General features: G+C 55.6%; 13 protein-coding genes, 2 tRNA genes and 3 rRNA genes. 4 read left to right on the forward strand and 14 right to left on the reverse strand.

Going from position 1 to position 21,550, the window contains the following annotated elements; translation table 11 throughout:
• The 4 genes from bcsB to bcsR are packed head-to-tail and all read right to left on the reverse strand — an operon-like array spanning position 1 to position 5,996.
• Positions 1-2,421, reverse strand: a complete 2,421-nt coding sequence (gene bcsB, locus FY206_RS23310; RefSeq protein WP_045890216.1) for a cellulose biosynthesis cyclic di-GMP-binding regulatory protein BcsB — start codon at positions 2,419-2,421, stop codon at positions 1-3.
• A gap of 10 nt (positions 2,422-2,431) precedes the next feature.
• Positions 2,432-5,047 (reverse strand): UDP-forming cellulose synthase catalytic subunit, encoded by a 2,616-nt coding sequence (gene bcsA / locus FY206_RS23315; protein WP_032644637.1) that lies wholly within the window; start codon positions 5,045-5,047, stop codon positions 2,432-2,434.
• A complete protein-coding gene (bcsQ, locus tag FY206_RS23320) occupies positions 5,044-5,796 on the reverse strand; it encodes a cellulose biosynthesis protein BcsQ (RefSeq protein WP_032644638.1) in 753 nt (250 codons plus the stop codon). The genes bcsA and bcsQ overlap by 4 nt, the downstream gene beginning before the upstream one ends.
• A gap of 11 nt (positions 5,797-5,807) precedes the next feature.
• Positions 5,808-5,996 (reverse strand): cellulose biosynthesis protein BcsR, encoded by a 189-nt coding sequence (gene bcsR, locus FY206_RS23325; protein ID WP_008503237.1) that lies wholly within the window; start codon positions 5,994-5,996, stop codon positions 5,808-5,810.
• Positions 5,997-6,167: 171 nt separating this feature from the next.
• Here bcsR and bcsE point away from each other — a divergent pair, with 171 nt between their 5' ends.
• From bcsE to FY206_RS23345, 4 genes are all read left to right on the forward strand, one after another.
• Positions 6,168-7,730 carry a cellulose biosynthesis c-di-GMP-binding protein BcsE gene (gene bcsE / locus FY206_RS23330; protein ID WP_032644639.1) on the forward strand — a complete coding sequence of 521 codons (1,563 nt, stop codon included), beginning with the start codon at positions 6,168-6,170 and terminating at the stop codon, positions 7,728-7,730.
• The gene (gene bcsF / locus FY206_RS23335; protein WP_024908822.1) at positions 7,724-7,921 is read left to right on the forward strand and encodes a cellulose biosynthesis protein BcsF; all 198 of its coding nucleotides are present in this window, start codon (positions 7,724-7,726) and stop codon (positions 7,919-7,921) included. The genes bcsE and bcsF overlap by 7 nt, the downstream gene beginning before the upstream one ends.
• Positions 7,914-9,593, forward strand: coding sequence for a cellulose biosynthesis protein BcsG (gene bcsG / locus FY206_RS23340; protein WP_032644640.1), 1,680 nt, complete (start codon positions 7,914-7,916; stop codon positions 9,591-9,593). The genes bcsF and bcsG overlap by 8 nt, the downstream gene beginning before the upstream one ends.
• A 113-nt stretch (positions 9,594-9,706) precedes the next feature.
• Positions 9,707-10,849 (forward strand): IS481 family transposase, encoded by a 1,143-nt coding sequence (locus tag FY206_RS23345; RefSeq protein ID WP_423751876.1) that lies wholly within the window; start codon positions 9,707-9,709, stop codon positions 10,847-10,849.
• Positions 10,850-10,936: 87 nt separating this feature from the next.
• Here the strand turns inward: FY206_RS23345 and FY206_RS23350 are convergent, their stop codons facing one another.
• The 10 genes from FY206_RS23350 to trkH form a co-directional block, all read right to left on the reverse strand.
• Positions 10,937-11,929 carry a family 8 glycosyl hydrolase gene (locus FY206_RS23350; protein ID WP_032644642.1) on the reverse strand — a complete coding sequence of 331 codons (993 nt, stop codon included), beginning with the start codon at positions 11,927-11,929 and terminating at the stop codon, positions 10,937-10,939.
• 16 nt (positions 11,930-11,945) lie between these two features.
• Entirely contained in the window at positions 11,946-12,908 is a 963-nt protein-coding gene (gene birA, locus FY206_RS23355; RefSeq protein ID WP_032644643.1) for a bifunctional biotin--[acetyl-CoA-carboxylase] ligase/biotin operon repressor BirA, read from the reverse strand.
• The gene (gene murB, locus FY206_RS23360; RefSeq protein ID WP_032644644.1) at positions 12,905-13,933 is read right to left on the reverse strand and encodes a UDP-N-acetylmuramate dehydrogenase; all 1,029 of its coding nucleotides are present in this window, start codon (positions 13,931-13,933) and stop codon (positions 12,905-12,907) included. Before murB ends, birA begins: the two co-directional genes overlap by 4 nt.
• A 124-nt stretch (positions 13,934-14,057) precedes the next feature.
• Positions 14,058-14,173 (reverse strand): 5S ribosomal RNA (gene rrf / locus FY206_RS23365).
• 68 nt (positions 14,174-14,241) lie between these two features.
• Positions 14,242-17,146, reverse strand: a 23S ribosomal RNA gene (locus FY206_RS23370).
• Between the two features lie 170 nt (positions 17,147-17,316).
• A tRNA-Ala gene (locus FY206_RS23375) sits at positions 17,317-17,392 on the reverse strand.
• 109 nt (positions 17,393-17,501) lie between these two features.
• Positions 17,502-17,578, reverse strand: a tRNA-Ile gene (locus FY206_RS23380).
• Positions 17,579-17,647: 69 nt separating this feature from the next.
• A 16S ribosomal RNA gene (locus FY206_RS23385) occupies positions 17,648-19,189 on the reverse strand.
• Together the 16S, 23S and 5S rRNA genes with 2 tRNA genes alongside form the textbook arrangement of a ribosomal RNA operon.
• 353 nt (positions 19,190-19,542) lie before the next feature.
• Positions 19,543-20,088 carry a menaquinone-dependent protoporphyrinogen IX dehydrogenase gene (hemG, locus tag FY206_RS23390; protein WP_032644766.1) on the reverse strand — a complete coding sequence of 182 codons (546 nt, stop codon included), beginning with the start codon at positions 20,086-20,088 and terminating at the stop codon, positions 19,543-19,545.
• Positions 20,089-20,098: 10 nt separating this feature from the next.
• Positions 20,099-21,550 (reverse strand): Trk system potassium transporter TrkH, encoded by a 1,452-nt coding sequence (trkH, locus tag FY206_RS23395; RefSeq protein WP_032644767.1) that lies wholly within the window; start codon positions 21,548-21,550, stop codon positions 20,099-20,101.

The following is a 21,550-nucleotide window of genomic DNA, read 5'->3' on the forward strand; positions in this document are numbered from 1 at the left end:
TTACTCATCCGGGTTCAGACGACGACGGCTGATGATTCGCAGCAGACGCCACAGCACCCAGGCCAGCAAGACCACGCTGACCGCCGCCAGGATGGCGAGCAGAACCGGATGGTTAGCCAGCGCATACCACAGGCGTTCGAACCACGGCAGATGGCCCACGTAGTACACGTCACCCACGCGCAGGCTGTTGACGCCGGACTCACGGATCACCGACACGGAGCCAAACATCGCGGCACGTTTACCGCTGTCGTTCATGGCCGTATTGAGCAGTTCATACCCGCGCGGGCTGTCCGCCAGGAGAGCCACCACGCTACGCTGGTCGTTATAAGGTGACTGGAAGCCCACCACCGCGGCCATCGCCCCCTGAGACGTAACCGTCGTCTGCACGCTGGCCTGACGGTCGTTCACGTCCGGCATAATGCTCGGGAACTCGGTCTGGCGCATCGGCGTGTTAACCCATGACTGGGCCGCTTTCACCAGCAGATCGATACGTTTGTCATCCTTGAGCTTATCCGGGATGGTACCGATTATCATGATGTCAGCATCTTTGTTCTGAATCTGGCTGCCATCGTCCGTCAACGTGACGTTAATTGCCGGTAGTCCGGTTTGTCCACCCACGGTCGCCATGGCGTCCAGCAGGGTTGTGACCTGCTCTTCGTTCGGCGCTTTTGGCATCACGACAATGGATTCAGAGAGATCGGCCATGCGGCTGAACGGGAAGCCCGCGTTGGCAAAGGCGCGCAGATCCGGCATCGCCAGGAAGTGATAGTACTTCGAGAAGTCGATGGTCGACTCATCGCCAATCACGACGTGGTTCTGCACAGGCTGGAAGGTGATGCAGTTATCAACCGAGCCGCCCGGCATCGGGTTCATGTACTGGAAGTCAAAACGCAGCTGGTTTATCGCACCCAGCTTCAGCGCCGGAATGGAGACATCCGTTTTCCCATCCAGCAGCCCCTGCAGCACCGGCAGGCGAAGCATCAGGCGGTTGGTATCCTGGGTGCTTTGCAGGCTGAACGATTGCAGGAACTGGTTGTTCAGGCTGATATCCATGCGCGAGCTGTCTTTGGTGGCCGGCGCGGTATAACGGTAGTTCAGGTTGATATCGATGCCGTTGGTACGCAGCAGGTACAGATCCGGCGGCAAATTCAGCGACAGGCTAATCGGCGCAGGCTCAAGCCCCGTCGCCTGCAGCTGTTCTTCATAGGTTTTCAGCTCGCCAAAGGTGACGGCACGGTCGGTACGCACCCAGTTTGGCGCATCATAAGGTTTACGCGCCAGCAGCGGCTTGACCTCATCCACCACCACGCTGTCGCCGCGGAAAAGGACGTTGCCCTGGGCAATCGCTTTTGCGGCCTGCACCAGATCCTTATCGTCACGACCAAAGACCACCAGCAGCTTCACGTACGGGTTTTCCGGGTGGTTTATCATCTCTACGGTCGGCGCTTTGACGTCCGGATGATCGCGCAGGAACGCCGGGCGTTTTGCGTTGGTGGCAAACACAATGGCATTTCTGTCCGGCAGTTTGTCATACATCGCCGGGAAGCTCTGACCACGCCAGCCTGCCCGTGAACCAAACCAGGACGCCACGATAGTGGCCGCCAGCTGCTGGGTCACGTCCGGGGACGATGCAAACACCATCGGCAGCGTGAGCGGACGGTTATCGCGTGGATCGAAGAACGGAACCGGGAACGCGGAGAGATCGTTTTTCAGCGCCAGCGACTGGTAGGTCAGCTGCAGCGAGGAGTTGCGCCCGACGTCCATCCACAGCGTGTTGCTGGCCGGGTTTTCGCAGACATCGCGGTAGTGGCCGACAAATTCCAGGCGGACGCGGTTAAAGTCAGTGATGAACAGCGGGTTGATCGGCACCTGAGCCAGGGTTTTCTTGCCCAGCTGCTCTTTGGTGACGGGCAGCACCTCCATCAGCTCGTCATTGAGGTAGACCTTCAGCTGAGACTGGGTCGGCAGCAGCGATGGCGACGGGGTGTATTCAAGGTTCAGCACCGCATTAGAGACCACCTCATCGCTGCGCATGCCAAACTCGATGCCGCCGTTAGGGTTGATGCCGCGCAGCACCATGCTGCCCGGAGGCGGTGCAATTTGCGCAAAGGTCAGCTTCACGTCCCGTGACGGCGCATTGTCCGCGACGACGGGCGCATTTGCCCCCCGCACGCCCGGCATCACCTGCCCAATAACCTGGCCGTCTGCTGGCAGGGTGTTCCCCTCCGTTGGCTGGTTCGGCATGATGTTTTCTGTTTGACCGGGTGCCGCAGTGACAACCGGATCGGTTGCTTGCGCAACGACGGGTACCGTTGGCGCAGGCGTAGCCGCTGCGTTATCAGGAGCGGCGTTAGCCATTGTTGCGGGGAGGACATTCATCCCCATTGCCACTGCACATAACCAGGAAAGTTTAGTTTTCATCGCGTTATCATCATTGTTGAGCCATAACCGGGTCCGCCTGCTTCGCCTCATCTCGCTCAGGACGACGAGGAATGAACGACACGACCCAGGAAACCAGCGAAGTAAGTGACCGGAAAATTATTTTCACCGACGACGGGGCAAATTCTGCAAGGTGACGATAGCCACGGAACCCCAGCTTCAGAATATCCAGCAGGCTTTCCAGAGGTTTATCTTCCGGGAAGCTGTCCTGCCAGAGAGCCCACGTATCCGCGCGGGCAAACGTACACTGCACAAAATCAATGTGTTGCTTTTTGGTCAGCGGCATCAGCTGCAGACCGACTTCATTGCCCACCACGCGAACAACCTGCGTCGGGAAGACATACTCCTGCTGGCCGCGCTTAAGCAGAAGGTTAACTTTTTGCCCCTCCAGCACTTTCGCCTGGCCGTTGATTTTGATCCCCAGACCACCGTCTGAGAAGTCGTGCACGGTACAGGAGAAGAGATGGCCATCTTCACGGGCGATCGCCGCAGGCATGCAGATTTCAACGCGATGCGCGCGACGAACCTGTTTGCTCTCCACCGACACCGCCACCGCGCCACCGAGGATGATCAGGTTGTAGAAGACCCAGGCCATACTCACGAAGACGGTCAGGATTTCGTTTTCCGGGCCGTAAAAGTAACGCCAGACGCCGACAATGACGCCCACAATATTCAGCAAAACCAGGAAGATATACGGACGGGAGATCACCCAGTCGACGTACTCCTCTTCCACCAGACCGCCCTTCGCGGTGACGTTGAATTTCCCTTTATGCGGGTTAATCAGCGCGACCATGGTTGGCGGCGCGATGTACCAGGCCAGCACCGTTTCGTAGATTTCACTCCAGAAGGAGTGGCGGTATTTACCCTGTATCTTCGAGTTCGTCAGGCTCGCGTGGATCATATGCGGCAGAACGAACAGCGCAATCATCAGCGCGGGCGCGTAAATGATATAGGCGTGAAGAAGCAGGAACGCCAGCGGCGCGGTCAGGAAGATCAGCCGCGGGATACCGGACAGAAAGTGGAACATGGCGTTGACGTAGCAGAGACGCTGCGCCAGCTTGAGCCCTTTGCCTATCAGCGGGTTATCGAGACGGAAAATCTGCACCATGCCGCGCGCCCAGCGAATACGCTGGCCAATGTGCGCCGACAGTGATTCCGTCGCCAGACCGGCAGCCTGCGGAATACGCATGTAGGCCGAGGTATAGCCGCGGCGGTGCAGGCGCAGCGAGGTGTGCGCATCTTCGGTGACCGTTTCGACGGCGATACCGCCAATTTCATCCAGCGGTTTACGGCGGATAACCGCACACGAGCCGCAGAAGAAGGTGGCGTCCCACATGTCGTTTCCGTCCTGCACCAGGCCATAGAACAGCGTGCCTTCGTTCGGGGTCTTACGGAAACGGCCAAGGTTACGTTCAAACGGATCCGGCGAGAAGAAGTGGTGCGGCGTCTGCATCATCGCCAGCTCTTTCTCCTTCAGGAACCAGCCCATGGTCATCTGCAGGAACGAGCGCGTCGGCACGTGGTCGCAGTCAAAGATCGAGACGAACTCCCCGGTGGCATACTTCAACGCGTTGTTGATGTTCCCCGCCTTAGCGTGTTCATGCGTCGGACGGGCGATGTATTCGACACCCACCTCCTCCGCGAACTGGCGGAATGCCGGACGGTTGCCGTCGTCGAGGATCCAGACCTTGAGCTTATCTTTTGGCCAGTCGATGCCCAGCGCGGCATAGATGGTGTTCTTCACCACGCTCAGGTCTTCGTTGTAGGTCGGCACGAAGAGATCGACGGTTGGCCACGTCGTGGTGTCCTTCGGCAGCGGAACCGGCTGGCGGTTGAGCGGCCAGATGACCTGGAAATAGCCCAGCACCAGCACAATCCAGGCGTAGGTTTCAGCAAACAGCAGCACCAGGCCGCACACCAGGCTGACCGGGTCGTCCCAGTTCAGGGTGGAGGTATAGCGCCACCAGATGTAGCGACAGGAGACCGTTAGCGACAGCACGATCAGCATCAGCGCCGAGAAGCGGCCCGGAATACGGCGAACCAGCAGCGCCACGCCCCACAGCAGGATCAGGAAGGTGAACTGCGCCAGCGGGTTGAAAGGCTGCGTAATGCAGACCAGCGCCAGAATCAGCGAGAACACGACAATCACGCCGAGGATAAAACGCCGCAGGCCCGGGTGGAGGTGCCCGAGCTCTTTTTGATTATCCAGATGGCTGGTCCTGTCGGTCACGCTGTCAGGCAGTTTATCCAGCCACTGATGATAGCGTTCGCGAAGCTGCTGTACGCGGGAGAAGCTGCGCCAGTGCGGCGTTTGGCGTTCTCTTCGCGACGAGGTCACGGCCAGCCAGGCGGCCTGAATGAGATAGCGCGCCGGATCCAAAGGCCGTGGCCGATCGGGATTAATGTGCGGATAAAGCTCATCGTGCCGTGCACGTATGCGCTGCCAGCGCGGGTGTTCGAGTGGAATAAATATCCAGGCCAGAATCATCCAGAAACAGCCGAGCGCGGCGCTAAACGCCGACGCACCGTGTCGGCGAAAATGCCGGTAATGTTCGCTCAAGCGCGAACTGACCGGTGGGATGAGTAACCAGCTGGCGAGACGACTCATACAGCACTCCCTGCATGCTCCGCCCTGTTGGCGAAGTTCAGCAGACACCAGTTAGCCAGCGTCAGGATCTCTTCTGCCGCCAGTGAATCGCTGCGGTATTCGCCGAGCGGTTGTTTCGACGCAAGGCATTCCGCCATTCCCTCATCACGGTGGATGACAATGGGGAGCAGGCGGCGCTGGCTTTGCAGCCAGACCTGATACAGATCGTCCTGGATCTGGCTGCCAACGCGCAAATCGTTAATCAGGATATGGCCATTTTGCGGTAACCCCTGCTGATGCAGGCGGATATGGCAGTTGGCATCGACGTTAACGATCGAGAGGATATGGTCGCACTGCGCGATGAGCTGTCGGGTCAGCGTGCCGGCACCGTGCGGCAGATCCAGCAGGATCCACTTATAGTGTCCCTTTTCTTTCAGGTCCTGCAGCGCAAGCGTGAACTGCGAAAACAGGCGCTGGTACGCGGCCTCATTCTCGCGTTCCGTGGTGGTCAGTTGGCCAAACGGCAGCAAATCAAGCTGCGAGGTATAGCGCATACCTGCATCCCGCCAGTCCTTATCGTCAAGCAGCGCGCGGGCCCAGCCCTCTTCACGGTTAAAATCGACGTTAAACGACATACGCAGCAAATTATCGGCGCAGGCGTCAATAACCAGCACCGATTCACCTAAAAGCTGTAATGACCACGCCAGCGCCGCGGTAACGGATGTGGTACCCACACCCCCACGGACACCCTGTAATCCGAGTATGGCCATCAATGGCTCCCTTATTGTTGATGGGCGAATTCAGCTAATAACGGCCAGCGTTTAATAGCCGCGGCCAACTGTTCCCGCTGGGAAATATCGGTGTAATCTATTTCAGGTAAAGAAAAGGCCTGCGTTAGCGCCAGAAAATCGTTCTGGAATGTGTAGCCCAGGGTTGAGTCGACTGGGGTACCGGGCTCATTATTATCCATTCTTTCTATCCCTTTGAGTAAAATCGCAAGATCAGAAGTAGCGAGGCTTCCTGCCCATCAAATTTGATTTACATGCTAAATCTGATGTTCTTTAATTTCAATGTTAGGTTTATTTCTACGCTTTCGCTAGTAAACTGAGATACAGATAAATTAGTCGAAAAGAGGGACACCGTGGACTCCATATTTTCTATTGGCATCCAGTCATTATGGGACGAATTGAGCCACATGCCAGTCGGAGGAGTCTGGTGGATTAATACGGATCGTAATGAAGATGCTATCAGTCTGGTAAACCAGACAATTGCGGCCCAGGATAAGGATTCCCGCGTGGCCGTCATTAGCATGGGCGAAGATCCGAAGAAAATTATCACGCTTGAAAACGATCGCGGTCCCCAGACGGTGCGCTTATTTTCTATGTCGGCGGAAGCGGATAGTCTATACTTTTTGTCCCGCGACGTTCAGTGCACGATTGATCCGGATCACTATTTAGTGATTCTTAAATGTGCAAATAACGTCTTGCAAAATATCCCTACGGAAAAACTGCTGTCATGGCTGGAAAAAATCAATAAATGGGCAAAATTTCAAAATTGCACGCTATTGATAGTCAATCCCGGCAGTAATAATGACAAGCTGTTCTCCCTTTTAATGGGCGAATATCGTTCTCTGTTCGGTCTGGCAAGCGTACGTGACCAGGTGGGGAGCTATCTCTACGATATTGCATTCTGGTGTAATGAAAAAGGCGTGAGCGCCAGGCAACAGCTTACGCTGAAACATATCGAAGGTAAGTGGCATCTGGCACAGCAGGAAGAAACCGTGGTGCAACCGCGCAGTGATGAAAAGCGCATCCTGAGCCACATCGCGGTGTTAGAGGGGGCGCCCGCCCTGTCGGAAAACTGGTCACTGTTTGAATCTAACGAAGCCCTTTTCCACGAAGCCCGCACAACTCAGGCGGCTACGCTTATTTTCTCATTGATGCAGAATAACCAGATTGAAACGCTGGCAAGGCAGATACACACCTTACGCCGCCAGCGCGGCAGTGCGTTGAAAATCATCGTTCGCGAAAATAACACCAGCCTGCGCGCTACCGATGAGCGTCTGCTTCTGGGCTGCGGCGCCAATATGGTTATCCCCTGGAATGCGCCGTTATCACGCTGCCTGACGCTTATCGAAAGCGTTCAGGGCCAGCAGTTTAGCCGCCACGTACCGGAAGATATTTCCACGCTGCTCTCCATGACGCAGCCGATGAAGCTGCGTGGTTACCAAAAATGGGATACCTTCTGCGACGCCGTCGGGAACATGATGAGCAATACGCTTCTTCCCGCTGACGGGAAAGGGGTCATGGTTGCCCTGCGTCCTGTCCCGGGGATCCGCGTTGAGCAGGCCCTCACCTTATGTCGCCCGAACCGTACAGGGGACATTATGACCATTGGCGACAATCGCCTGGTGCTGTTTTTGTCCTTCTGCCGGGTTAACGATCTCGATACGGCGCTTAACCATATCTTCCCCCTGCCTACCGGGGATATTTTCTCGAACCGTATGATTTGGTTCGAAGATAATACCATCAGCGCGGAGCTGGTTCAGATGCGTGCGCTCCAGCCTGAGCAATGGGCTAAACCACTCGCTATCGCAAGCGATGCCAAACCGATCCTCAATGCCAGACATGATGGACACATCTGGCGTCGGGTGCCGGAACCCCTTCGCTTATTAACAGACAACGCGGAGAACGCATCATCATGAATATCAGCGATATTATTCAACTGGTTATATTCTGTGCGCTGATCTTTTTCCCGCTTGGCTACTACGCGCGCCATTCCATTCGCCGTATCCGTGATACGGCCAGAGTGCTGTTTATCAAACCTCGCTATGTAAAACCAGCCGGAACACTGACACGGGCATCACACGTCAAGGCAGACCGAAAACATGACTAATTCTACCTATACCGCTTCGTCACCCTCGCCGCTCTGGCAATACTGGCGCGGCCTTTCCGGCTGGAACTTCTACTTTCTGGTGAAGTTTGGTCTGCTGTGGGCAGGCTACCTGAATTTCCATCCCCTTCTAAACCTGGTGTTTATGGCCTTCCTGCTGATGCCTCTGCCGAATATCAGGCTGCATCGCTTGCGTCACTGGGTGGCCATCCCCGTTGGCTTTGCGCTGTTCTGGCACGATACCTGGCTGCCGGGTCCGGACAGCATAATGAGCCAGGGGTCACAGGTCGCGGGCTTCAGTACGGACTACATGCTCGATCTGGTTGAGCGCTTTATTAACTGGCAGATGATCGGTGCCATCTTTGTCCTGCTGGTGGCCTGGCTGTTCCTGTCACAGTGGATCCGCGTCACGGTATTTGTCGTCGCGATTATGATCTGGCTTAACGTGCTGACGCTGGCGGGACCAAGCTTTTCGCTATGGCCTGCCGGACAGCCGACAACCACGGTAACCACCACCGGGGGAAGCGCAGCGGCAACCGTGACAACGGCAGGCGATACGCCTGTGGTGGGTGATATTCCAACCCAGACCGCACCGCCGACCTCCACCAACCTCAATGCGTGGCTTTCCAGCTTCTATACCGCGGAAGATAAGCGACAGACGAAATTCCCGGATGCGCTGCCGGCGGATGCTCAGCCGTTTGAGCTGCTGGTGATTAACATCTGTTCGCTCTCCTGGGCCGACGTGGATGCCGCCGGTTTGATGTCTCATCCGCTGTGGTCGCATTTTGATATTCAGTTTAAAGATTTCAACTCTGCCACCTCGTACAGCGGCCCGGCGGCGATTCGTCTGCTGCGTGCAAGCTGCGGTCAGCCATCGCATAAAAACCTGTACCAGCCGGCTGGAAACCAGTGTTACCTCTTCGATAATCTCTCAAAACTGGGCTTTACGCAGCATCTGATGCTGGGGCATAACGGCCAGTTCGGTAACTTCCTGAAAGAGGTGCGCGAAGAGGGTGGCATGCAGGCGCCGCTGATGGATCAAACCGGCCTTCCTGTCTCCCTGCTGGGCTTCGACGGTTCGCCCGTCTATGACGATACCGCTGTCCTGCAACGCTGGCTGCAGACCATCGAAAAGGACAGCAACCCGCGCAGCGCGACGTTCTTTAATACCCTGCCGCTCCACGACGGTAACCACTTCCCGGGCGTGAGCAAAACGGCAGATTATAAAGTGCGTGCGCAAAAACTTTTCGACGAGCTGGACGCGTTCTTCACGGAGCTGGAAAAATCAGGCCGTAAGGTGATGGTGGTTGTGGTGCCAGAGCACGGCGGCGCGCTGAAGGGCGACAGAATGCAGGTGTCCGGTCTGCGTGACATCCCGAGCCCGTCGATTACCAACGTGCCTGCAGGTATTAAATTCTTTGGTATGAAGGCACCGCATCAGGGCGCACCGATTGAAATCACCCAGCCGACCAGCTATCTTGCGATCTCAGAACTGGTTGCCCGCGCCGTTGACGGGAAGCTGTTTGTGGAAGATAGCGTGAACTGGGACCAGCTCACCAGCAACCTGCCGCAAACGGCAGAAGTCTCAGAGAATGCCAACGCGGTCGTGATTCAATACCAGAACAAACCTTACGTTCGCCTGAACGGCGGCGATTGGGTGCCGTATCCGCAGTAACGGGTTTCCCCTCACCCTCTCCCCTGTACAGTCCGGGGACATAGTGAACACTTGTTCGGGGACATGGTAGACACTTACAACTTAGGCATAAGAACCCGCTTATGGAGTCGCTTATGCCCTGGGATGCGAGAGATACCATGTCATTACGTACCGAGTTTGTTTTGTTCGCCTCGCAGGACGGGGCGAACATCCGTTCCCTCTGCCGTCGCTTCGGCATTTCACCTGCTACCGGCTACAAGTGGCTTCAGCGCTGGACTGTCGAGGGCGAACCCGGCCTGCAGGACCGCCCCCGCACGCCGCATCATTCCCCCAACCGCTCGTCTGACGACGTCACCGCCCTGCTGCGCATGGCCCATAACCGTCATGAACGCTCGGGCGCCCGCAAGATTAAGCGCTGGCTGGAAGACCAGGGCCACCGTATGCCTGCCTTCAGCACTATCCATAACCTGATGGCCCGTCACGGCCTGCTGCCCGGCACGGCTCCGGGTATTCCGGCCACCGGACGGTTCGAACATGACGCCCCGAACCGGCTCTGGCAGATGGATTTCAAGGGGCACTTCCCCTTTGGCGGCGGCCGTTGCCATCCGCTCACCCTGCTCGACGACCACTCCCGTTTTTCCCTGTGCCTCACACACTGTACCGATGAACGGCTTGAGACCGTGCAGCAGCAGCTGGTCAGCGTGTTTGAACGCTACGGCCTGCCGGACCGGATGACCATGGACAACGGCTCCCCGTGGGGCGACACAACCGGCACCTGGACGGCGCTGGAGCTGTGGCTGATGCGCCACGGTATCCGGGTGGGCCACTCCCGGCCTTATCATCCGCAGACGCAGGGCAAGCTGGAGCGTTTTCACCGCAGCCTGAAGGCGGAAGTGCTGCAGGGGAAATGGTTCGCGGACAGCGGCGAGCTGCAGCGTGCCTTCGACCACTGGCGGACGGTCTATAACCTTGAACGCCCGCACGAGGCGCTGGATATGGCGGTCCCGGCCTCACGCTATCAGCCGTCTGGGCGGCAGTACAGCGGCAGCGTGACGCCCCCGGAATACGATGAAGGTGTGCTGGTCAGGAAAGTGGATATCAGCGGGAAGCTGAGCTTACAGGGAGCCAGTCTGAATGCAGGAAAGGCGTTCAGGGGAGAACGGGTGGGGCTGAAGGAGACGCAGGAGGATGGCTGCTATGAAGTGTGGTGGTACAGCACGAAAGTGGGGGTGATCGACCTGAAGAAAAAGTCGATCACCATGGGTAAAGGATGTTAAAAAGTGTTCACCATGTCCCCGAACACCTGTCTACCATGTCCCCGGACCGTACATCCCCATTGGGGAGAGGGGATTTTCAGTGCGTTATTATTGCGCGGAAATCCACACCAGCATTTTCAGGCTTGCCGAATAGTAGTCATCCTTTGCCGTGATTTCCGGTTCGCCGGATGGCTGGCCCATCGTTAAATCACGTACGGCCAGGAGGCCACCTTCCATCATGTAGGGAGCGTATTCGTTGGTGGTGACGTTAACCCATGCGGGCGTTTGTTCGCGGGGGAATTGACCAAACCACGCTTTCCACGGGGCCAGCAGCGGGCTTTGCTTATCAGACCAGGCAACGTACAGCGGAATACGAATCGCGTCATAGCTCATCCGCGTCGGCCACCCTTTGGCGGGTGCCAGCTTGCCGCCTGATGCCAGCGAAACCCAGTCAGGGGGCAGATTCGCTTTACCCGACCCCATTTTTTCCAGCAGGCGTTTCCCGTCTTTAATCAAATCGCGCCAGACCGGCAAATGACTGCGTCCGGCGAAGGCCTGCCAGGCCGGAAACACGAAATAGGAAGGATTAAGGACCACTTCGCCGTCAAGCTTAAATCCCTCGACGCCGGGGAGCATCACGCGGTAGCCCGCATAGCGGATAACGTTATGGGCAACGAGCGCTTTTGTAATGGCATCCGATGCGGCGCTGTAGCGTTTGTCATGCCAGCGGGCATCGGCTTTGAGCAACGCCCAGGCAATCAGCACATCGCCATCGGCGGCATTGTTTTTGTCAGCAACCGGATTGGACTCTGCGGGGTTATAACGCCAGTAAAACAGACCGTTTTCTTTGTTCTTCAGCTTGCTGTCTGTCCATTGCCAGAGCTTATCGAACGTGGCTTTATCGTCATTAGCCACCGCCATCAGCATGGCAAAACCCTGACCTTCCGTATGCGATACGCCGCCATTGCCGGTATCAACGATGCGGCCTTCCGGTTTGAAAAAGCGGGCCTTGTAACTCTCCCAGGCCTGACCCGCCTGAGAGAGAGGTGAGAACAGCACACTCATCATGACGGCAAGCGTCATGCAGACGGGTTTTCGCATCATTCACTCCATCCGGTTATTCGGCACTCCGCAGGGAAATCTCACCGCCCATCCAGGGTTTGATCGCGCCATCCTTTTCAAGGAGCAGCGCGCCCTGAGCGTCAATACCGCGGGAAATGCCGTAAATCTCTTTATCACCAATCAGCAGTTTCACCGGGCGGTTGATGAAGTTATCCAGCTTTTCCCAACGAGACAGGAACGGTGCCAGCCCTTCCTGCTCAAAGAGCCTGAGCGAGCTGCGAAGCTCTTTAATCATACGCACGGCAAGGGTGTTACGATCGATGGCGATCCCCGCTTCCTGGAGGTTAGTCCAGGCCTGATTCACCACATCATTCTGGACATTGCGCATCACCATATTGAGGCCCGCGCCAATGACGATTTGTGCCGCATCGCCCGTTTTTCCCGTCAGTTCGACCAGAATACCGGCAAGTTTACGATCGTTGAGGTACAGGTCGTTAGGCCATTTAACGCGCACCCGATCCGCACCCAGATCGTGAAGCACCTCCGCCATGACGATACCGATGACCAGACTCAGGCCAATGGCAGCGGCCGGGCCCTGATCGAGTCGCCAGTACATGGACAGATAGAGGTTGGCACCAAAGGGTGAAAACCACTTGCGGCCACGACGGCCGCGACCGGCCTGCTGATATTCAGCAACACAGGCATCGCCGGATTTCAGGTCAGGCAGACGATCCAGCAGATACTGGTTCGTCGAGTCGATCACAGGCAGCACCGCCACATTGCCGTGCCCAATCTGGCTACGTATTGTGTCTTCATCCAGCAACTGAATTGGCTCCGGCAGGCTGTAGCCTTTTCCCGGAACCGTAAACACATCGACACCCCAGTCGCGGAGCGTCTGGATATGCTTGTTAATGGCGGCGCGGCTCATACCCAACTGCTCACCCAGCTGCTCGCCGGAATGAAATTCACCGTCCGCCAGGATACTAATCAGGGTTAACGGGACCGTATTGTCCTTCATGCAATAGCCTCCACGGCATTAACTTCACCAGTGCGGCCAATAAAGCGGACTTCTGGCTCCAGCCAGACGTTAAACTTTTCGCCCACGCGCTGACGCACATAATGCGCCAGCTGTACCACATCGTCGCTGGTCGCATCGCGTTGATTAATCAGCACCAGTGCCTGCTGTCGGTGAACGGCTGCGCCGCCGACTGAAGTGCCCTTTAGCTGGCATTGATCGATAAGCCATCCGGCAGCCAGCTTCACGCTGCCATCCGCCTGAGGGTAATGTGGCGCGGTTGGCCATTCTTCAAGAAAGCGTTTCGCATTTTCACCGCTGATAACCGGGTTTTTGAAGAAGCTTCCGGCATTTCCATTTACTTTCGGGTCGGGTAGCTTGGTCATCCGCATATGGCAAACCGAGTCAAAAACGTCGCGAGCGGTAACGGTAGACGGGTCGAGACGCGTTAAATCCCCGTAGGTCAGTACGGGCTGCCAGTTCTTCGACAGGCGCAGGCCCACGGCGACAATCACGTAGCGATCCTGATATTCATGTTTGAAGATACTGTCACGGTAGCCAAAACGGCACTGTTCTGCCGTTAAACGCGTCGCCGTTCCGGTCGCCAGTTCGATGCAGTCGACGTATTCACAGACATGCTTCAGTTCGATGCCGTAGGCACCAATATTCTGAATGGGTGACGATCCGGCGCAGCCCGGGATAAGCGCAAGGTTTTCCAGACCCGCGATCCCCTTTTCGAGGGTAAATTGCACCAGATGATGCCAGTTTTCTCCGGCGCCCACGTGCAGATGCCAGCTATCTGCACGCTCTTCAATACCAATTCCCATAATGCGGTTAACGATTACCGTGCCCGCAAAATCGTCGAGAAACAGGACATTACTTCCTTCGCCCAGAATCAGTACGGATTCGTTTTTTTCTGTTGCGCGTTGCCATGCATCCAGCAGCTGCTGTGCGGTATCGGCACGTACAATTTGATTAGCATTACGTTGAATGCCAAAGGTATTCCAGGGCTTAAGGGAGTGGTTCATAGACGCTATCCTGATGCAAAAACGCAGGTAGTTTACCGTATAAGCAGGGCGTTGGGGGATTAGTTTGTATAGCGCAGAAACGCAAAAAAGCCATCCTTCCGGATGGCCTCTTCACTTATTTGATGCCTGGCAGTTCCCTACTCTCACATGGGGAGACCCCACACTACCATCGGCGCTACGGCGTTTCACTTCTGAGTTCGGCATGGGGTCAGGTGGGACCACCGCGCTAAAGCCGCCAGGCAAATTCTGTTAATCTGTATCAAAGCTGAAATCTGATTGTCTCTTCGCCAAAACATCTTCGGCGTTGTAAGGTTAAGCCTCACGGTTCATTAGTATCGGTTAGCTCAACGCATCGCTGCGCTTACACACCCGACCTATCAACGTCGTCGTCTTCAACGTTCCTTCAGGACTCTTAAAGAGTCAGGGAGAACTCATCTCGGGGCAAGTTTCGTGCTTAGATGCTTTCAGCACTTATCTTTTCCGCATTTAGCTACCGGGCAGTGCCATTGGCATGACAACCCGAACACCAGTGATGCGTCCACTCCGGTCCTCTCGTACTAGGAGCAGCCCCCCTCAATTCTCCAGCGCCCACGGCAGATAGGGACCGAACTGTCTCACGACGTTCTAAACCCAGCTCGCGTACCACTTTAAATGGCGAACAGCCATACCCTTGGGACCTACTTCAGCCCCAGGATGTGATGAGCCGACATCGAGGTGCCAAACACCGCCGTCGATATGAACTCTTGGGCGGTATCAGCCTGTTATCCCCGGAGTACCTTTTATCCGTTGAGCGATGGCCCTTCCATTCAGAACCACCGGATCACTATGACCTGCTTTCGCACCTGCTCGAGCCGTCACTCTCGCAGTCAAGCTAGCTTATGCCATTGCACTAACCTCCTGATGTCCGACCAGGATTAGCTAACCTTCGTGCTCCTCCGTTACTCTTTGGGAGGAGACCGCCCCAGTCAAACTACCCACCAGACACTGTCCGCAACCCGGATCACGGGTCTACGTTAGAACACCAGCCATTAAAGGGTGGTATTTCAAGGACGGCTCCACGCAGACTGGCGTCCACGCTTCAAAGCCTCCCACCTATCCTACACATCAAGGACCAGTGTTCAGTGTCAAGCTATAGTAAAGGTTCACGGGGTCTTTCCGTCTTGCCGCGGGTACACTGCATCTTCACAGCGAGTTCAATTTCACTGAGTCTCGGGTGGAGACAGCCTGGCCATCATTACGCCATTCGTGCAGGTCGGAACTTACCCGACAAGGAATTTCGCTACCTTAGGACCGTTATAGTTACGGCCGCCGTTTACCGGGGCTTCGATCAAGAGCTTCGCGTTGCCGCTAACCCCATCAATTAACCTTCCGGCACCGGGCAGGCGTCACACCGTATACGTCCACTTTCGTGTTTGCACAGTGCTGTGTTTTTAATAAACAGTTGCAGCCAGCTGGTATCTTCGACTGATTTCAGCTCCACCCGCAGGGGCTTCACCTACATATCAGCGTGCCTTCTCCCGAAGTTACGGCACCATTTTGCCTAGTTCCTTCACCCGAGTTCTCTCAAGCGCCTTGGTATTCTCTACCTGACCACCTGTGTCGGTTTGGGGTACGATTTCGTGTTACCTGATGCTTAGAGGCTTTTCCTGGAAGCAGGGCATTTGTTACTTCAGCACCGTAGTGCCTCGTCATCACACCTCAGCGTTAAAAGGTACCGGATTTACCTGGAACCTCCGCCTACATGCTTAAACCGGGACAACCGTCGCCCGGCTAACATAGCCTTCTCCGTCCCCCCTTCGCAGCAACACCAAGTACAGGAATATTAACCTGTTTCCCATCGACTACGCCTTTCGGCCTCGCCTTAGGGGTCGACTCACCCTGCCCCGATTAACGTTGGACAGGAACCCTTGGTCTTCCGGCGAGCGGGCTTTTCACCCGCTTTATCGTTACTTATGTCAGCATTCGCACTTCTGATACCTCCAGCAACCCTCACAGGCCACCTTCAACGGCTTACAGAACGCTCCCCTACCCAACAACGCATAAGCGTCGCTGCCGCAGCTTCGGTGCATGGTTTAGCCCCGTTACATCTTCCGCGCAGGCCGACTCGACCAGTGAGCTATTACGCTTTCTTTAAATGATGGCTGCTTCTAAGCCAACATCCTGGCTGTCTGTGCCTTCCCACATCGTTTCCCACTTAACCATGACTTTGGGACCTTAGCTGGCGGTCTGGGTTGTTTCCCTCTTCACGACGGACGTTAGCACCCGCCGTGTGTCTCCCGTGATAACATTCTTCGGTATTCGTAGTTTGCATCGGGTTGGTAAGCCGGGATGGCCCCCTAGCCGAAACAGTGCTCTACCCCCGAAGATGAGTTCACGAGGCGCTACCTAAATAGCTTTCGGGGAGAACCAGCTATCTCCCGGTTTGATTGGCCTTTCACCCCCAGCCACAAGTCATCCGCTAATTTTTCAACATTAGTCGGTTCGGTCCTCCAGTTAGTGTTACCCAACCTTCAACCTGCCCATGGCTAGATCACCGGGTTTCGGGTCTATACCCTGCAACTTAACGCCCAGTTAAGACTCGGTTTCCCTTCGGCTCCCCTATACGGTTAACCTTGCTACAGAATATAAGTCGCTGACCCATTATACAAAAGGTACGCAGTCACACCACGAAGGTGCTCCCACTGCTTGTACGTACACGGTTTCAGGTTCTTTTTCACTCCCCTCGCCGGGGTTCTTTTCGCCTTTCCCTCACGGTACTGGTTCACTATCGGTCAGTCAGGAGTATTTAGCCTTGGAGGATGGTCCCCCCATATTCAGACAGGATACCACGTGTCCCGCCCTACTCTTCGAGTTCACAACCTGTGTGCTTTCGTGTACGGGACTGTCACCCTGTACCGTGCGACTTTCCAGACGCTTCCACTAACACACAAGCTGATTCAGACTCTGGGCTGCTCCCCGTTCGCTCGCCGCTACTGGGGGAATCTCGGTTGATTTCTTTTCCTCGGGGTACTTAGATGTTTCAGTTCCCCCGGTTCGCCTCGTTAACCTATGTATTCAGTTAACGATAGTGTGTCGGAACACACTGGGTTTCCCCATTCGGACATCGCCGGGTCAAAGGTTCATATCACCTCGCCGGCGCTTTTCGCAGATTAGCACGTCCTTCATCGCCTCTGACTGCCAGGGCATCCACCGTGTACGCTTAGTCGCTTAACCTCACAACCCGAAGATGTTTCACTTCTGATTGCGAAAATTTGAGAGACTCGAACACACCTTGAAGATGTGTCGTTTCAATTTTCAGCTTGATCCAGATTTTTAAAGAGCAAAACTTCGCAGTGCACCTTTTCAGGTTCACTCTGAAGTTTTCTTGTGTTCGCAGTAAAAGATGGTGGAGCTATGCGGGATCGAACCGCAGACCTCCTGCGTGCAAAGCAGGCGCTCTCCCAGCTGAGCTATAGCCCCATCGTATTACAAACCTCTGTACCGGTAATTCTTCCTGAGACAAGGCGTGGAATAACGAAGCATACTTCAGTATGTGAGTTATTTCGCAACGCAGTATTCAGGGAGAATTTGGTAGGCCTGAGTGGACTTGAACCACCGACCTCACCCTTATCAGGGGTGCGCTCTAACCACCTGAGCTACAAGCCTGTAGAGGTTTTTACTGCTGTTTTTCATCAGACAATCTGTGTGAGCACTACAAAGGCAGGTTCTTTAAGGTAAGGAGGTGATCCAACCGCAGGTTCCCCTACGGTTACCTTGTTACGACTTCACCCCAGTCATGAATCACAAAGTGGTAAGCGCCCTCCCGAAGGTTAAGCTACCTACTTCTTTTGCAACCCACTCCCATGGTGTGACGGGCGGTGTGTACAAGGCCCGGGAACGTATTCACCGTAGCATTCTGATCTACGATTACTAGCGATTCCGACTTCATGGAGTCGAGTTGCAGACTCCAATCCGGACTACGACGCACTTTATGAGGTCCGCTTGCTCTCGCGAGGTCGCTTCTCTTTGTATGCGCCATTGTAGCACGTGTGTAGCCCTACTCGTAAGGGCCATGATGACTTGACGTCATCCCCACCTTCCTCCAGTTTATCACTGGCAGTCTCCTTTGAGTTCCCGGCCTAACCGCTGGCAACAAAGGATAAGGGTTGCGCTCGTTGCGGGACTTAACCCAACATTTCACAACACGAGCTGACGACAGCCATGCAGCACCTGTCTCAGAGTTCCCGAAGGCACCAATCCATCTCTGGAAAGTTCTCTGGATGTCAAGAGTAGGTAAGGTTCTTCGCGTTGCATCGAATTAAACCACATGCTCCACCGCTTGTGCGGGCCCCCGTCAATTCATTTGAGTTTTAACCTTGCGGCCGTACTCCCCAGGCGGTCGACTTAACGCGTTAGCTCCGGAAGCCACGCCTCAAGGGCACAACCTCCAAGTCGACATCGTTTACGGCGTGGACTACCAGGGTATCTAATCCTGTTTGCTCCCCACGCTTTCGCACCTGAGCGTCAGTCTTTGTCCAGGGGGCCGCCTTCGCCACCGGTATTCCTCCAGATCTCTACGCATTTCACCGCTACACCTGGAATTCTACCCCCCTCTACAAGACTCTAGCCTGCCAGTTTCGAATGCAGTTCCCAGGTTGAGCCCGGGGATTTCACATCCGACTTGACAGACCGCCTGCGTGCGCTTTACGCCCAGTAATTCCGATTAACGCTTGCACCCTCCGTATTACCGCGGCTGCTGGCACGGAGTTAGCCGGTGCTTCTTCTGCGGGTAACGTCAATTGCTGAGGTTATTAGCCTCAACACCTTCCTCCCCGCTGAAAGTACTTTACAACCCGAAGGCCTTCTTCATACACGCGGCATGGCTGCATCAGGCTTGCGCCCATTGTGCAATATTCCCCACTGCTGCCTCCCGTAGGAGTCTGGACCGTGTCTCAGTTCCAGTGTGGCTGGTCATCCTCTCAGACCAGCTAGGGATCGTCGCCTAGGTGAGCCGTTACCCCACCTACTAGCTAATCCCATCTGGGCACATCTGATGGCAAGAGGCCCGAAGGTCCCCCTCTTTGGTCTTGCGACGTTATGCGGTATTAGCTACCGTTTCCAGTAGTTATCCCCCTCCATCAGGCAGTTTCCCAGACATTACTCACCCGTCCGCCGCTCGTCACCCGAGGAGCAAGCTCCTCTGTGCTACCGCTCGACTTGCATGTGTTAGGCCTGCCGCCAGCGTTCAATCTGAGCCATGATCAAACTCTTCAATTTAAGTTTGATGCTCGTGAATTAAACTTCGTAATGAATTACGTATGTTCACTCAGAGACTTGGTATTCATTTTTCGTCCGAGGACGTTAAGAATCCATGTCACTTTGAGTGCCCACACAGATTGTCTGATAAATTGTTAAAGAGCAGTGCCGCTTCGTTTTCGCTGCGGCGCGGGGTGTGCATATTACGCTTTCCCGCTTCAGAGTCAAGCGTTTATTTTTGCTTTTCTCTGCTGACCCGGCGGCTTGCGTGCCGTTGTTCCGTGTCAGTGGAGGCGCATTATAGGGAGTTATTCTGACGTGACAAGTACAAAATACAAAAAACTTTTCGTTCGCTCACTTTTCAAACTTAACGCTTATTTATGTCGCGAATCGCCCGTTAAATGTGCGATTTCCCGCGCAAAACTGGCAACCTGAGACCAGTCGGTATAAACCACTTCTTTACGCGTGTCGGTTTCTCCCCCCGTCATCTTCATAATGAGGCGGATCATAAAGCGGTCATACCATTTGTAGCGAGGGTAACGCAGCGCACCAGCAAAGACGGCGCACAGGTCCGGCTGCCACGGTGAGCTAAGTAAAAACTTGCGCGTGTAGCTATTGGTCTGCGGCGTGCGCTTCTCGGCTTTACGCGCGACGAGATTGACCGAGTAAAAGGCGCCGGGCAACGCGTTGAGCGTCGCCGTGTGCTTTTTCACAAAGCGATCCAGCGCCGGGTGGAAATGCCCGTAACGAATAGATGCGCCAATCACCACGCGATCGTAATCCTGCCAGGCAATCTGCTCCGCACGGTTCAGGTTTACCACATCGGAATAGATCCCCAGCTCTTTAAGTTCAGATGCCAGGTAAGCGGCAATCTCGCGCGTTTGCCCGTCTCGCGTGGAGAAAAGAATCAGTGTTTTCATTAACGGCTCCTTACTCGCGCCAGAATGTAGGGGTGAACAGCACCAGCAGCGTAAAGACCTCAAGACGGCCAAACAGCATATTGGCGATGAGGATCCATTTCGCGACGGGGTTCATACTGGCAAAGTTATCCGCCACCACCCCCAGGCCAGGCCCGAGGTTGTTCAATGTTGCGACCACGGACGCAAAGGCGGAGAAATCATCGACTCCCGTCGCGATAATGGCCAGCATACTGACGATAAAGACCAGCGCATAGGCTGAGAAGAAACCCCAGACCGCTTCGAGGATACGTTCCGGCAGCGCGCGGTTCCCCAGCTTGATGCTGTAGACCGCGTTCGGGTGGACCAGGCGCTTCAGCTCTCGGTTTCCCTGCTTAAACAGCAGCAAAATACGAATGACCTTCAGGCCACCGCCCGTCGACCCCGCGCAGCCCCCGATAAATGCAGAGCATAAAAGCAGCACCGGCAGGAACAGCGGCCAGCGCGCGATGCTGTCCGTGGTAAACCCGGCGGTCGTCGCCATCGACACCACCTGGAAGAAGGCCTGGTTTAGCGTTGTCAGGGCAGAGTTGTAGACATCATGGAACCAGAGCACCAGGGTACAGATGACAACCAGCGTCAGCTGGACGCCAATGAACATGCGGAACTCTGGGTCGCGCCAGTACACCTTCAGGCTGCGTCCGCTCAGTAAAGAGAAGTGCAGGCCGTAGTTACAGCCGGAGATCAGCAGGAAAATGGCAATAATAGTGTTAATGGTTGGGCTATCGAAGTAGCCAACGCTGGCATCGTGAGTGGAGAACCCACCGATCGCAATCGTCGCGAAGCTGTGTCCGATGGCGTCGAAAGCGGGCATCCCGGCGAACCACAGCGCCAGCGCACAGGCCACCGTCAGTAAGACATAGATAAGCCACAGGGTTTTCGCCGTCTCGGCAATACGCGGGCGCATCTTGTTGTCTTTCAGCGGCCCTGGCATTTCAGCGCGATAGAGCTGCATGCCGCCCACGCCCAGAATAGGCAGGATGGCCACCGCGAGGACGATGATCCCCATCCCCCCGAACCACTGCAGCATCTGGCGATAAAAGAGAATGGCGTGCGGGAGCGAATCCAGCCCCACCAGCGTCGTCGCCCCGGTGGTTGTTAAACCAGAGAACGATTCAAAAAAGGCATCCGTGATGCTCAGGTTAGGCTGTTCCGCGAAGATAAACGGCAGCGAACCCACGCTCCCCAGCACCGTCCAGAACAGAACCACAATCAGAAATCCTTCGCGAGATTTCAACTCACCTTTCTGACGACGGTTCGGCCACCACAGCAGGGAGCCAATCGCCAGCGCGACAAAGAAGGTCTGGGTAAATGCCCGCCCCGCGCCGTCCCGGTAGATAAGCGCCACCAGTCCAGGGAGAATCATCGTCCCGGAAAAGAGTATGACCAGCAGTCCAACGATTCGGGTTATGGCACGAAAATGCAT

This window comes from Enterobacter chengduensis (genome assembly GCF_001984825.2).
GTDB classification, from domain to species: domain Bacteria; phylum Pseudomonadota; class Gammaproteobacteria; order Enterobacterales; family Enterobacteriaceae; genus Enterobacter; species Enterobacter chengduensis.